Source organism: Microbacterium sp. K27, from assembly GCF_004794435.1.
GTDB lineage: Bacteria > Actinomycetota > Actinomycetes > Actinomycetales > Microbacteriaceae > Microbacterium > Microbacterium maritypicum_A.
Genome location: NZ_SSDK01000042.1, coordinates 115,694 through 127,897, shown reverse-complemented (window position 1 = coordinate 127,897; position 12,204 = coordinate 115,694). Strand labels below are relative to the sequence as shown.

Sequence of the window (12,204 nt, the reverse complement as noted above, 5' to 3'; positions counted from 1 at the left end):
GAAACGCCGAAGCCCCCGATGCATATGCATCGGGGGCTTCGGCGTTTCGAGCGGAAGCTCTTACTTCTTGCCCTGCGCCGCGACGGCGGCGGCACCGGCGGCGGCGGCCTCGGGATCGAGGTAGCGGCCGGGTCCGGTGGGGACGTTGTTCTCGTCCAGCTCGTACACCAGCGGGATGCCGGTCGGGATGTTCAGCTCGGCGATGTCGTCGTCGCTGATGCCCTCGAGGTGCTTCACGAGACCACGCAGCGAGTTGCCGTGCGCTGTGACGAGCACGGTCTTGCCGGCTTCGAGGTCGGGGACGATCGCGCTCTCCCAGTACGGCAGCAGACGGTCGATGACGAGCTTGAGCGACTCGGTGCGCGGCACTTCGCCATCGATCCCCGCGTAGCGGACGTCGTTCACCTGGCTGAACTCGCTCTCGTCGTCGAGCACGGGCGGCGGCACGTCGAACGAGCGGCGCCACAGCTGGAACTGCTCGGGACCGAACTCCTCGAGCGTCTGCGCCTTGTCCTTGCCCTGGAGCGCGCCGTAGTGGCGCTCGTTGAGGCGCCAGGAGCGGGTCACCGGGATCCACAGCCGGTCGGCGGCATCGAGCGCGATGTTCGCGGTCTGGATGGCGCGGCTCAGCAGCGAGGTGTGCAGCACGTCGGGGAGGATGCCGGACTCGGCCAGCAGCTCACCACCGCGGCGGGCCTCCTTCTCGCCCTGCGCGTTGAGGCGGACGTCCACCCAACCGGTGAACAGGTTCAGTTCGTTCCACTCGCTCCGGCCGTGGCGGAGCAGGATGAGGGTGCGCGTCGCAGTCATGCCGTCAGTTTATCCGCCCAGGGCACGGCACCCGATTCGGATGCTGGGAGGATGGAGACATGGCGTCATCTCCCCTCGGTCGGCCGACCCGCGGCACCACGGGGACCAACCGACTGCGACGCAACGATCGCTGGATCGCGGCGAGCGCCGCGTTGCGGCGGGCATCCGATCCGCTGGTCGTCGACCTCGGCTACGGCGCCAGCGGCGTCACCGCCTTCGAGCTCGCGACCCGCCTGGTCCGGGTGCGCGACGACGTCGAGGTGCGCGGCCTGGAGATCGACCCCGCCCGCGTCGCGACGGCCGACGCGCAGCTCGCCGAGGTGCGTGCAGGGCGGACGCCGTTCGCTCCCGATCTGCCCGTCTCCTTCGCGCGCGGCGGCTTCGAGGTTCCGCTCCCCGAGGGACGCACGGCCGCGGTGATCCGCGCCATGAACGTGCTGCGGCAGTATGACGAGCAGGACGTCGCGAATGCCTGGTCCCTGATGGCTTCCCGCCTGGCCCCTGACGGCCTGCTGTTCGAGGGGACCTGTGACGAGATCGGCCGGGTGTCGAGCTGGATCGACGTGGATGCGCACGCTGCGCCGCTGCGCTTCACGATCTCCCTGCGTCTCGCCGATCTGGAGCGACCGAGCATCGTCGCCGAGCGTCTGCCGAAGGCGCTGATCCACCGCAACGTCCCGGGCGAGCGCATCCATTCCCTGCTCGTCGATCTCGATCGGGAGTGGGACCGCGCGGCTCCGCTTTCGACGTTCGGCGCCACGCAGCGCTTCCTCGCCGCCGTGGGCGCACTCCGGGACCAGGGATGGCCTGTGCTCGGCGGACGCACTCGGTGGCGCCTGGGCGAGCTGACGCTGCCCTGGTCCGCGGTCGCCCCGCTCCCCGCCTGAGTTCAGCTTCCGGCGCCGGAGATGGAATCGCGCGGGTCCGGTGCCGTGGGTCGGCGAGACAGACGGGTGAGGCGCGGGATATCTGCGGTGGCCCCCGCGTCAGCCGGCACGATCACCTGCTGCGAGGCGGCGATGTCGATGCCGTCCGCGCGCACCACCAGATCCCCGACCGGCGCGCGCCGCGACAGGATCGCGAGAGCGATGGGACCGCCTTCGTGGTGACGCGCGACCGAGGTCAGGTGCCCGACCTCGTCGTCGCCGGCGTACACCGGCGCGCCCGGCTCGGGAAGCACCGCATCGCTGCCATCGAGGTGGAGGGCGGCCAGACGGCGGGGCGGGTGACCGAGATTGTGCACCTTCGCGACCGTCTCCTGTCCGCGGTAGCAGCCCTTGTTCAAGTGCACCGCGCTGCGGATCCAGTCGGACTCGTGCGGCAGCGAACGCTCGTCGACCTCTGTCGTCCAGCGCGGGCGCCAGGCAGCCACGCGCAGTGCCTCGGCAGCGAGGAGACCGGCGAGCGCCTCCCGATCGAGGGACGCGGCGAGGGCCTCAGCCCCGTCCGCGGACAGGATCGCCACCCGCCACGCATAGTCGGCCGCCGGATGCTCGATGACCTCGGAGTACTGGTGTCCGCCGACGCTGATCCGCTGCCACGGGTCGGCCCAGACGAGAGCGATGCCGTGCGGCGAGGCTGCGGCGGCGGTGGCCGCCGCAGCGACGACACCGCCGTCGATGAACCCGACCGGCACGAGGTCGGCGCGGATGTCGACGGTGGCCTGGGTGCGGAACTTCATGCGCGTCAGCCAGCCGGCGAGCGCCTCGGCGTCTCCCGCATCCGCGATGAGCCATGTGGATGCACCGTCGTCGATGACGCCGGCCGCGTGTTCCACCCGGCCCTGCGGGTCGAGAACCAGAAGCTCGGTGCTTTCTCCGGGGGCGAGCCGTCCGACGGCCTGCGAGGTGATCGAATCGAGCCAGCTCAGCCGTTCGGGACCCGCGACCTCGATCACGGTGCGGTCGCCGAGGGGCGCGAGGGCAGCGCCGTCGGCGAGACGCCGCTGCTCACGGAACGCATCGCCGAAGTGCGCGATCAGATCGCCGTCGGTGACGGCACCGTCGATCCCGCCGAAGACGGACATCTCAGACCTTGGCCAGTCGAGCCGAGGCATGGGAGCGCAGCGGGGTGCCGAGGGCGGCGATGTCCCAGGCCCACAGCAGGTGACCGTCGACGAGGCCGTACATGCGCGAAGACGCCGTGTGCACCTTCGCACCGGCACTGCGCACGACGGCGTCCGAGCCGATGTCGATGCGCGGACCGTTGATCTCGCCGATGTACAGCTCGAGGGCGCCGTCGGCGTGCGCGAGCGAGACCTCGATGGGGAATCCGCCGCTCGGCGCGCGCAGCTCCTCCACGTCGTCGACCGTGCGTGCGACGGCGGGCGCGGTCGGAGGCAGCAGTGCGGGACCGGGATCCGCGGCCGTGGCCGTGCGCGCCAGACGCCAGAAGCCTGTCTCGGCCAGCAACGCCGCGGCGGGGGCGCCCTCTTCCGTGAGGAACGTGGCCGTGCCGGAGTAGTTCAGGAACGGACCCCCGTCATGGCTGAAGCTGATCCGGTGCGTGAACTCGCCCTGCAGGCGTTCGTCACCGACCGGGTAGTCGATGACACCTGTTCCCTCCCAGACGCCGATCAGCCACGCGAACGGGACGAGATCGGCCGGAAGGTCGACGGGCAGTTCGAGCATCGTCGCGTCAGCGCTGGCCGCGGAAGAGGTTGCGCAGCACCACTGCCGAGACGAAGACGATAGCGAGGCTCGCGAGGCCCAGCAGGCCGATGAAGAAGATTTCGAGCGCCATGAGGTCCATGTGCTCCACCTTACCGCGCCGTGCCGGTGTCAGGACGGGATCAGCGCCGCGAGACCGAATCCGACCGAGATGATGCCCATCAGCAGCAGACCGCCGATCACGCTCCCCGCCACCCGGAAGATGAAACCCTGCGTGCGCCCGTACCAGAGCTGCACGGCGAAGGACAGGAGCACGACGCCGCCGAACCCGACCAGCAGCCAGGACACGCGCCATTCCTCCGGCACGAAGATGCCGATGGCGACGGTGGCGAGGAACGCGGTGGCCCAGACGACGAGCACACCGACGAACGCGTTGCGCGGTGCGAGTGCGGGATCCGTCATGTCTCCATTGTTGCGCATCGCTCCCGGTATCATGGCGGCACGACGTCGATCCGCGTCTGTGAGGAGTGCGCGTGGCCCAGGTGCTGGTTCTGACCAACGCTCCGCTCTCCGAGCAGGTGCTCCCCGCGCTCGAGCTGCTGAGCCACCGCGCGCGCCAGATACCCGCAGAGCCCTCGCAGCTGGTCAACGCCCCCGAGTACGACGTCGTGATCGTCGATGGCCGTCACGACCTGGTCGCCGCGAAGTCGCTGTGCCGCCTGCTGCGAACCGCCGGGCAGGATGCGCCGCTGCTCCTCGTCGTCACGGAAGGCGGGATGAGCGCGCTGTCGGGAGACTGGGGCATCGACGATGTCCTGCTCTCCACGGCGGGGCCCGCGGAGATCGACGCCCGACTCCGTCTCGCCCTCGCCCGACGCGACGAGGTCGCCGAGCCCGCGCGCGTGCAGGCATCCGGCGTCACGATCGATGAGCAGTCCTACTCCGCCAAACTGCGCGGCAGGCCTCTGGATCTCACCTACAAGGAGTTCCAGCTTCTGCACTTCCTGGCGACGCACCCCGCTCGCGTGTTCACCCGCGAGCAGTTGCTCAGCGAGGTCTGGGGGTACGACTATTTCGGGGGCACCCGCACGGTCGACGTGCATGTGCGACGGCTCAGGGCGAAGCTCGGCGACCAGGAGCAGATCATCGGCACCGTGCGCAACGTCGGCTACCGCTTCAACGTCAACGAGGATGAGGGCCTCGCCAGCGCGGGCTGACGATCGACTCCGTTCACACGGGCGTCACCTCTCGGTGCTTAGATGTACCCCATGATCGATCCCGCACTCGCCGACGCCGGGCTGGGTGACGCCGAAGACGACGACTTCGACGCCATCGAGTCCTACGACTCCCAGCTCCCGGACCACCGCTACCTGGATCGCGAGCTCAGCTGGCTCGCCTTCAACCAGCGCGTGCTCGAGCTCGCCGAGGATCCCTCGCTTCCCGAACTCGAACGTGCCAACTTCCTGGCGATCTTCGCGAGCAACCTCGACGAGTTCTTCATGGTGCGCGTCGCGGGCCTCAAGCGCCGCATCATGACCGGTCTCGCGGTGCCCACGAACATCGGCCGCTCCCCCGTCGACGCGCTCGCCGACATCTCGCGCGAGGCGCACGCCCTGCAGCTGCGGCATGCGGATGCCTGGACCTCGCTCGTGCGTCCGGCTCTGGCCGAATCCGGCGTGGAGATCACCGAGTGGTCCGAGCTCACAGACGGCGAGCGCTCCGCGCTGTCGGAGTACTTCGGAGCCCAGGTCTTCCCTGTGCTGATGCCGCTCGCCGTGGATCCGGCGCATCCGTTCCCCTACATCTCGGGGCTGTCGCTGAACCTCGCGATCCGCATCCGCAACGCCCGCACCGGACGGCAGGAGTTCGCTCGGCTCAAGGTGCCCCCCATGCTCCCGCGCTTCGTCGAGGTTCCGGGAGGCGGCGAGATCAAGCGCTTCCTGCGCTTGGAGGAGCTCATCGCCAATCATCTGGGCGATCTGTTCCCCGGCATGGAGGTGCTCGACCACCACGCGTTCCGTCTGACGCGCAACGAGGACGTGGAGATCGAGGAGGACGAGAGCGAGAACCTCATCCAGGCACTCGAGGCCGAGCTGCTGCGTCGACGTTTCGGTCCGCCGATCCGTCTCGAGATCACCGACGACATGGATGATGTCACGATGGACCTGCTGGTCCGCGAACTCGACATCACCGACCTCGAGGTCTACCGGCTTCCCGGGCCGCTCGACCTGCGCGGTCTGTTCGACCTGTCCCGCATCGATCGCCCCGACCTGCGGTATCCGCCGCACCTGCCGACCACCGCCGTGGCCTTCCAGCCCGCGGGATCGAGCAACCGGGCGGACATCTTCAAGGCGATCCGCAAGTCGGACGTGCTGGTGCACCACCCGTACGAGTCGTTCACCACGAGCGTGCAGGCGTTCCTCGAGCAGGCGGCCCGTGACCCGCACGTGCTCGCCATCAAGCAGACCCTCTACCGCACCTCCGGCGACAGCCCCATCGTGCAGGCGCTCATCGACGCGGCGGAGGCGGGCAAGCAGGTGCTGGCCCTCGTCGAGGTGAAGGCCCGCTTCGACGAGGCGAACAACATCGTCTGGGCGCGCAAGCTCGAGAAGGCCGGCGTGCACGTGGTCTACGGCCTCGTCGGGCTCAAGACCCACTGCAAACTCGCGCTCGTCATCCGCGAGGAAGACGGCAAGCTGCAGCACTACTCCCATGTCGGCACCGGAAACTACAACCCGAAGACCAGCCGTATCTACGAGGACTTCGGGTTGTTCACCGCCGACGCGCAGGTCGGCAAGGACCTGACACGACTCTTCAACGAGCTCAGCGGCTACGCGATCGAGAAGAAGTTCAAGCGCCTCCTGGTCGCCCCCCTGCACCTGCGCAAGGGCCTGGTCCGCCAGATCGATGCCGAGCGGAAGAACGCCGAGGCGGGGATTCCCGCGCACATCCGCATCAAGGTGAACTCGATGGTGGACGAGGAGATCATCGACGCGCTCTACCGTGCGAGCGCGGCGGGTGTGAAGGTCGACGTCTGGGTGCGCGGTATCTGCAGTCTCCGCACCGACCTCGACGGGATCAGCGACAACATCACGGTGCGCAGCATCCTCGGTCGATACCTGGAGCACTCGCGCATCTTCGCCTTCGAGAACGGCGGCGATCCTCAGGTGTACATCGGCAGTGCCGACATGATGCACCGCAACCTCGACCGCCGGGTGGAGGCCCTGGTGCGCGTCACCGACCCCGCCCACCTCAAAGAGCTCGGAACGTTCTTCGACCTGGCGATGGATGCCGGCACGACCTCGTGGCATCTCGGTGCAGGAGGGGTCTGGGAGCGCCACGCCGTCGACGCGGAGGGCAAGCCCCTGATCGACCTGCAGGACAAGACCATGGGGTTGATCCAGCGGCGTCGTCGCGCGCGGGCGGTCCGATGAACACGCGGCAGCTGCAGCTCCCGGTCGGCACCACGACGAACTCGAAGTGGACGGACAAGGCCGTGTACGCGGCGGGAGCCGTGGTGTGGCGCCTCGTCGAGGGCAAGCTGCGCATCCTGCTGATCCACCGCACCAAGTACCGCGACATCACGCTTCCCAAGGGCAAGGTCGATCCTGGGGAGATGCTCGCCGAGACAGCCGTGCGCGAGGTGCAGGAGGAGACCGGCATCCGGGTCTCGCTCGGAGTCTCGGTCGGTGTGAGCCGCTATCACCTGGCGTCGCAGAAGCAGAAGGTCGTGCACTACTGGGCCGCAGAGGCGACCGACGCCGCGATCCGGGAGTCGACGTTCGTTCCCAACCGGGAGATCGCTGCGCTCGAGTGGGTGAGCGTGAAGAAGGCGAGAGCGCGCCTGAGCTACCCCGTCGACCTCGAGATCCTCGACTTCTTCTCCAACCTCGTCGACGACGGTGTGCTGCGCACCTTCCCGGTGATCGCCCTGCGGCATGCGAAGGCGACGCCCCGCTCGGAGTGGGACGGGTCGGATGCCTCACGGCCACTCACCGACCGCGGGCGGAAGCAGGCGAAGTCGATCGTGGGACCGCTGCGCGCTTTCGGCGTGCGCAGGATCGTGACGAGCGACGCGGTGCGGTGCGTGGAGACGATCACTCCTCTCGCTCGCGCACTCGATCGCAAGCCCGTGAAGACGGAGAAGATCAGCCAGGACGCTTGGGAGGACGGCGAGTCCGATCTGCGCGCGGTCGTCGGTCGCCGCATCCGCGCCGGCAAGCCTGCGGTGCTGTGCAGCCACGGGCCGGTGCTTCCGGGTCTGCTCTCCGAGATCGCCCTGGCCACAGGCACCATCCAGGGGTCGTATCTCAGCAGTGCCGCAGACCTCGAGCCGGCCGCGTTCTCGGTCGTGCATCTGTCGGCCACGAACCCCGGATCCGGGATCATCGCGATCGAGACGCACATCCCCAAGGTCTGACGTCCCCTGATTTCTCGCGGGAGCACCCCAGAGAGTCGCCCGTCGTTCACCTGCCGTTCACCTGCTCGGGAGAGTCTCGTTAACCGTCGCCCATAGCGTCACTGTGTGCCCTGCACCGGGCCCCACCCATTCCAGATCGAAGGATCCACAGTGAAGATCTCCCGAATCGCACGAATCGGCGCCATCGGCGCCGTCGCCGCCCTCGCACTCGCCGGCTGTGCCGCGAACGAAGCAGGCACCGGTTCCACCGACGAGCCCACCTCCAGCACCGCCACCGTCAGCGGTTCCCTGGTCGGCGCGGGCGCCTCCTCGCAGCAGGTCGCCATCCAGGCATGGACCGCCGAATTCCAGAAGACCAACCCCGACGCCCAGGTCGAGTACGACCCGCAGGGCTCGGGCGGTGGCCGCGAGTCCTTCCAGCAGGGCGCGGTCAACTTCGCCGGCTCGGACCGCGCGTTCAAGACCGACGAGATCTCGGCCGGCGGCTTCGGCGCGTGCGTCGACGGCTCCGACCTCATCGAGATCCCCGCATACATCTCGCCGATCGCCATCGTCTTCTCGCTCGACGGCGTGGACGAGCTGAACCTCGACCCCGAGACCATCGCGTCGATCTTCGCCGGCAAGATCACCAACTGGAACGACCCGGCGATCGCCAAGGACAACCCCGACGCCAAGCTCCCCGATCTCGCCATCACGCCGGTCCACCGCTCCGACAAGTCGGGCACCACGGGCAACTTCACCGACTACCTGGCGCAGACCGCCGGTGACGTGTGGACCGCGGGCAGCGTCGAGGAGTGGCCGGCCGACCTCGCCGGAGAGTCCGCCGAGAAGACCTCGGGCGTCGCCAACGCCGTCAAGGGTGGACAGGGCCTCATCGGTTACATCGACTCCTCGCAGGCCGCCGACTTCTCGTCGGTCAACGTCAAGGTCGGCGACAAGTTCGTGCCGCACTCGGCCGAAGGCGCCGCCGCCACGCTCGACGCCTCGAAGATCGAGGAAGGCCGCACCGACGGCGACCTCGCCTTCGCGATCGACCGCACCACCACCGCCGACGGCGCGTACCCCGTGCTCCTCGTCAGCTACCTCATCGGCTGCGCCGAGTACGAGGACGAGAACGTCGCCGCGCTGACCAAGGCGTTCTTCACCACCGCGATCAGCGCCGAGGGCCAGGACGCCGCCGCGACCAACGCCGGCAGCGCCCCGATCTCGGACGACCTGCGCACGCAGGCTCAGGCTGCGATCGACCTCATCAAGTGAGCCAGTGACGGTCTCCGGGATGCCGCGCGGCATCCCGGAGACCGTCTGCTCGCGTCAGACACCCGATCTCCACTGAGCAGGAAGCAGCTCCCATGACAGCCACGACCTCGCCGGCGTCGACGCGCATCGTCGCGAAGAAGCGCGCCGGTGACCTCTGGTTCTCCGGAACGGCGGTCGCCGCCGGATCCATGATCATGATCACGCTGGCCGCGGTCGCGATCTTCCTCATCGTGCAGTCCATTCCGGCCTTCACCGCGACAGCCGAGGATGCCTCGCTCCTCAAGACGAACTTCTGGGACTACGTCGGCCCACTCCTGTTCGGCACGGTCTGGGCCGCCTTCCTGGCCCTCCTGCTCGCCGTGCCGCTCTCGCTCGGCGTCGCCCTGTTCATCACGCACTACGCACCGCGGCGGCTCGCTCAGGGCCTGGGCTACGTGGTCGACCTGCTGGCCGCCGTCCCCTCGGTCGTGTTCGGCCTCTGGGGAATCCTCGTCCTGGCTCCCGCTGTGCAGCCCATCTACGTCTGGCTGAACACGAACGCCTCCTGGATCCCGTTCTTCGACGGCGTCGTCTCCCCTACCGGACGGACGATCCTGACCGCCGCGATGGTGCTCGCCGTCATGGTCGTCCCGATCATCACGGCCATCTGCCGCGAGATCTTCCTGCAGACCCCTCGCCTTCACGAGGAGGCCGCCCTCGCCCTCGGCGCCACCCGCTGGGAGATGGTGCGGATGGCCGTTCTTCCCTTCGGCCGTTCCGGCATCGTCTCCGCCTCCATGCTCGGCCTCGGCCGTGCGCTCGGCGAGACCATGGCCGTCGCGATGGTGCTCTCGGTGAGCAAGGCCGTCACCTTCGAACTGCTCACCTCCACGAACCCCTCCACGATCGCAGCGAACATCGCGCTGACGTTCCCCGAGGCGTACCAGGTCAACATCAACATCCTCATCGCGACCGGTCTGATCCTGTTCGTCGTGACGTTCGCGGTGAACGCTCTCGCACGCTGGTTCGTGAACCGCCGCAAGGAATTCTCGGGAGCGAACTGACATGACCGTTACCGCCCCTGAATCGTCTCGCACGGCGAGCGCGGCCCCCACCCAGCTGTCGCTCAGCTCGGGACACCTCCCCCGCTGGTCGCCGTGGGCGCTCCTCGCCCTCTCCCTCCTCATCGGCTTCACGCCCTTCGCTCTCGAGGCCCTCGCCAGCGGATCCGACCTCAACATCGCCGGCTCCGTCGTTCTCGGCGCGGTCATCTACCTGGTGCTCATCTACGTGATGTCGCGCATCATCGAAGGCTCCAGGAAGGCGCTGGACCGCCTGATCACCGGAATCGTGACCTCGGCGTTCGCCATCGCGATGGTGCCGCTGGTGTCCGTCGCGATCACCGTGGTCGCCAACGGCGTCGCCCGTTTCGACGGACTGTTCTTCTCGTCATCGATGCGTGGAGTGCTCGGTGAAGGCGGCGGCGCCCTGCACGCCATCATCGGCACGCTCCTGGTCACCCTCGCCGCCGCGATCATCTCGATCCCGATCGGTCTGATGACGGCCGTCTACCTCGTCGAATACGGCAAGGGCGGCCGGATGGCCCGCACCATCACCTTCCTCGTCGATGTCATGACGGGAATCCCCTCGATCGTCGCCGGTCTGTTCGCCTACGCCGTCTTCGCGCTGATCTTCGGACCCGGCGTGCGCATGGGCATCGCGGGCTCGGTCGCGTTGGCCGTGCTGATGATCCCCGTCGTCGTGCGCTCCACCGAGGAGATGCTGCGACTGGTGCCGAACGAGCTGCGCGAAGCGTCGTACGCGCTCGGGGTGCCGAAGTGGCTCACGATCGTCAAGGTGGTCCTCCCGACCTCGATCGCCGGCATCACCACGGGTGTCATGCTCGCCATCTCGCGCGTGATCGGAGAGACCGCGCCCCTGCTGCTGACGGCCGGCTTCACCGACGCGATGAACTACAACCTGTTCAGCGGACGCATGCAGACGCTCCCGGTGTTCACATACTCGCAGTACGCGTACCAGGGCATCCCCGCTGAGGCATACGTGGAGCGGGCCTGGGCCGCAGCTCTGACGCTCATCATCATCGTCATGCTGCTCAACCTGATCGCGCGCCTCGTCGCGAAGATCTTCGCACCCAAGACCGGCCGCTGAGCCTCGACCCGACAAGCAAGGAACTGCAGTGTCCAAGAGCATTGAAGTCAACGACCTGAACGTCTACTACGGCGACTTCCTCGCCGTGGAGGGCGTCTCCCTCGACATCCAGCCGCGCAGCGTCACCGCGTTCATCGGCCCCTCCGGCTGCGGCAAGTCCACCTTCCTGCGCACCCTCAACCGCATGCACGAGGTCATCCCCGGTGCCCGCGTCGAGGGCGAGGTGCTGCTCGACGGCAAGGACCTCTACGGCCCCGGCATCGACCCGGTGCTCGTCCGGCGCCAGGTGGGCATGGTCTTCCAGCGTCCGAATCCGTTCCCCACGATGTCGATCAAGGAGAACGTCCTCGCCGGCGTGAAGCTCAACAACAGCCGCATGTCGAAGAGCGATCAGGATGCCCTGGTCGAGAAGTCGCTCACCGGTGCGAATCTGTGGAACGAGGTCAAGGACCGCCTCGACAAGCCCGGTTCCGGCCTCTCCGGCGGTCAGCAGCAGCGCCTGTGCATCGCCCGTGCGATCGCCGTCTCGCCGCAGGTGCTGCTGATGGACGAGCCCTGCTCGGCTCTCGACCCCATCTCGACATACGCGATCGAGGAACTGATCGGCGAGCTGAAGAACGAGTTCACGATCGTGATCGTGACGCACAACATGCAGCAGGCGAGCCGCGTGTCGGACAAGACCGCGTTCTTCAACATCGCGGGCACCGGCAAGCCCGGAAAGCTGATCGAATACGACGACACGACCTCGATCTTCACCACACCGTCGGTGCAGGCCACCGAGGACTACGTCTCCGGCCGCTTCGGTTGAGCGCTGGGTCCCTGCTGCTGCACCCCTGCTGCTTCATCGCCAAAACCCAGATCACTTGAGTCGCCGACGGCGTGTCACCCGTTGACACGCCGTCGGGTCGTTCGGTGGTCTGGGTCTTGGCCTCCCCGAACGAGGCGCACTTCTCCTGCACG

The 12,204-nt window shown here is 68.0% G+C and carries 12 protein-coding genes; 8 read left to right on the top strand and 4 right to left on the bottom strand.

Going from position 1 to position 12,204, the window contains the following annotated elements:
• Window positions 1-60: 60 nt before the first annotated feature.
• On the bottom strand, window positions 61-810 hold the full coding sequence (locus DW307_RS13650; protein ID WP_021199094.1) for a phosphoglyceromutase: 750 nt from the start codon (window positions 808-810) through the stop codon (window positions 61-63).
• A 59-nt stretch (window positions 811-869) separates the two neighbouring features.
• Here DW307_RS13650 and DW307_RS13645 point away from each other — a divergent pair, with 59 nt between their 5' ends.
• A complete protein-coding gene (locus DW307_RS13645) occupies window positions 870-1,697 on the top strand; it encodes a class I SAM-dependent methyltransferase (RefSeq protein WP_029267226.1) in 828 nt (275 codons plus the stop codon).
• A 2-nt stretch (window positions 1,698-1,699) separates the two neighbouring features.
• On the opposite strand, the gene ygfZ is transcribed toward DW307_RS13645, so the two are convergent.
• From ygfZ to DW307_RS13630, 3 genes are all read right to left on the bottom strand, one after another.
• Window positions 1,700-2,836, bottom strand: coding sequence for a CAF17-like 4Fe-4S cluster assembly/insertion protein YgfZ (gene ygfZ / locus DW307_RS13640; RefSeq protein WP_029267228.1), 1,137 nt, complete (start codon window positions 2,834-2,836; stop codon window positions 1,700-1,702).
• A gap of 1 nt (window position 2,837) precedes the next feature.
• Window positions 2,838-3,440, bottom strand: coding sequence for an FABP family protein (locus DW307_RS13635; protein WP_029267230.1), 603 nt, complete (start codon window positions 3,438-3,440; stop codon window positions 2,838-2,840).
• Window positions 3,441-3,590: 150 nt separating this feature from the next.
• Window positions 3,591-3,881, bottom strand: a complete 291-nt coding sequence (locus tag DW307_RS13630) for a hypothetical protein (RefSeq protein ID WP_021199098.1) — start codon at window positions 3,879-3,881, stop codon at window positions 3,591-3,593.
• Between the two features lie 71 nt (window positions 3,882-3,952).
• Between DW307_RS13630 and DW307_RS13625 the strand changes: the two genes are divergently transcribed.
• The 7 genes from DW307_RS13625 to pstB all read left to right on the top strand — a co-directional run bounded on the left by DW307_RS13625 (window position 3,953) and on the right by pstB (window position 12,052).
• Window positions 3,953-4,636, top strand: a complete 684-nt coding sequence (locus DW307_RS13625; protein ID WP_021199099.1) for a winged helix-turn-helix transcriptional regulator — start codon at window positions 3,953-3,955, stop codon at window positions 4,634-4,636.
• 51 nt (window positions 4,637-4,687) lie between these two features.
• Entirely contained in the window at window positions 4,688-6,853 is a 2,166-nt protein-coding gene (locus DW307_RS13620; RefSeq protein ID WP_029258690.1) for an RNA degradosome polyphosphate kinase, read from the top strand.
• Window positions 6,850-7,839 (top strand): NUDIX hydrolase, encoded by a 990-nt coding sequence (locus DW307_RS13615; protein WP_051668074.1) that lies wholly within the window; start codon window positions 6,850-6,852, stop codon window positions 7,837-7,839. The genes DW307_RS13620 and DW307_RS13615 overlap by 4 nt, the downstream gene beginning before the upstream one ends.
• 150 nt (window positions 7,840-7,989) lie before the next feature.
• Window positions 7,990-9,096 (top strand): phosphate ABC transporter substrate-binding protein PstS, encoded by a 1,107-nt coding sequence (gene pstS, locus DW307_RS13610; RefSeq protein WP_029258692.1) that lies wholly within the window; start codon window positions 7,990-7,992, stop codon window positions 9,094-9,096.
• 92 nt (window positions 9,097-9,188) lie between these two features.
• Window positions 9,189-10,139, top strand: coding sequence for a phosphate ABC transporter permease subunit PstC (gene pstC / locus DW307_RS13605; RefSeq protein ID WP_021199103.1), 951 nt, complete (start codon window positions 9,189-9,191; stop codon window positions 10,137-10,139).
• A gap of 1 nt (window position 10,140) precedes the next feature.
• Window positions 10,141-11,244 carry a phosphate ABC transporter permease PstA gene (pstA, locus tag DW307_RS13600; RefSeq protein ID WP_029267231.1) on the top strand — a complete coding sequence of 368 codons (1,104 nt, stop codon included), beginning with the start codon at window positions 10,141-10,143 and terminating at the stop codon, window positions 11,242-11,244.
• Between the two features lie 28 nt (window positions 11,245-11,272).
• Window positions 11,273-12,052: a phosphate ABC transporter ATP-binding protein PstB gene (gene pstB, locus DW307_RS13595; RefSeq protein ID WP_017828973.1), complete on the top strand. Its 780-nt coding sequence runs from the start codon at window positions 11,273-11,275 to the stop codon at window positions 12,050-12,052.
• The last annotated feature ends 152 nt before the right edge of the window (window positions 12,053-12,204 follow it).

Excerpts from the sequence above, each read along its gene's own strand:
- DW307_RS13635 (WP_029267230.1), bottom strand. The coding sequence starts at position 3,440 with ATGCTCGAACTGCCCGTCGACCTTCCGGCCGATCTCGTCCCGTTCGCG.
- DW307_RS13615 (WP_051668074.1), top strand. The coding sequence starts at position 6,850 with ATGAACACGCGGCAGCTGCAGCTCCCGGTCGGCACCACGACGAACTCG.
- DW307_RS13630 (WP_021199098.1), bottom strand. The coding sequence starts at position 3,881 with ATGACGGATCCCGCACTCGCACCGCGCAACGCGTTCGTCGGTGTGCTC.
- pstA (WP_029267231.1), top strand. The coding sequence starts at position 10,141 with ATGACCGTTACCGCCCCTGAATCGTCTCGCACGGCGAGCGCGGCCCCC.
- DW307_RS13650 (WP_021199094.1), bottom strand. The coding sequence starts at position 810 with ATGACTGCGACGCGCACCCTCATCCTGCTCCGCCACGGCCGGAGCGAG.
- pstC (WP_021199103.1), top strand. The coding sequence starts at position 9,189 with ATGACAGCCACGACCTCGCCGGCGTCGACGCGCATCGTCGCGAAGAAG.
- DW307_RS13620 (WP_029258690.1), top strand. The coding sequence starts at position 4,688 with ATGATCGATCCCGCACTCGCCGACGCCGGGCTGGGTGACGCCGAAGAC.
- DW307_RS13645 (WP_029267226.1), top strand. The coding sequence starts at position 870 with ATGGCGTCATCTCCCCTCGGTCGGCCGACCCGCGGCACCACGGGGACC.
- ygfZ (WP_029267228.1), bottom strand. The coding sequence starts at position 2,836 with ATGTCCGTCTTCGGCGGGATCGACGGTGCCGTCACCGACGGCGATCTG.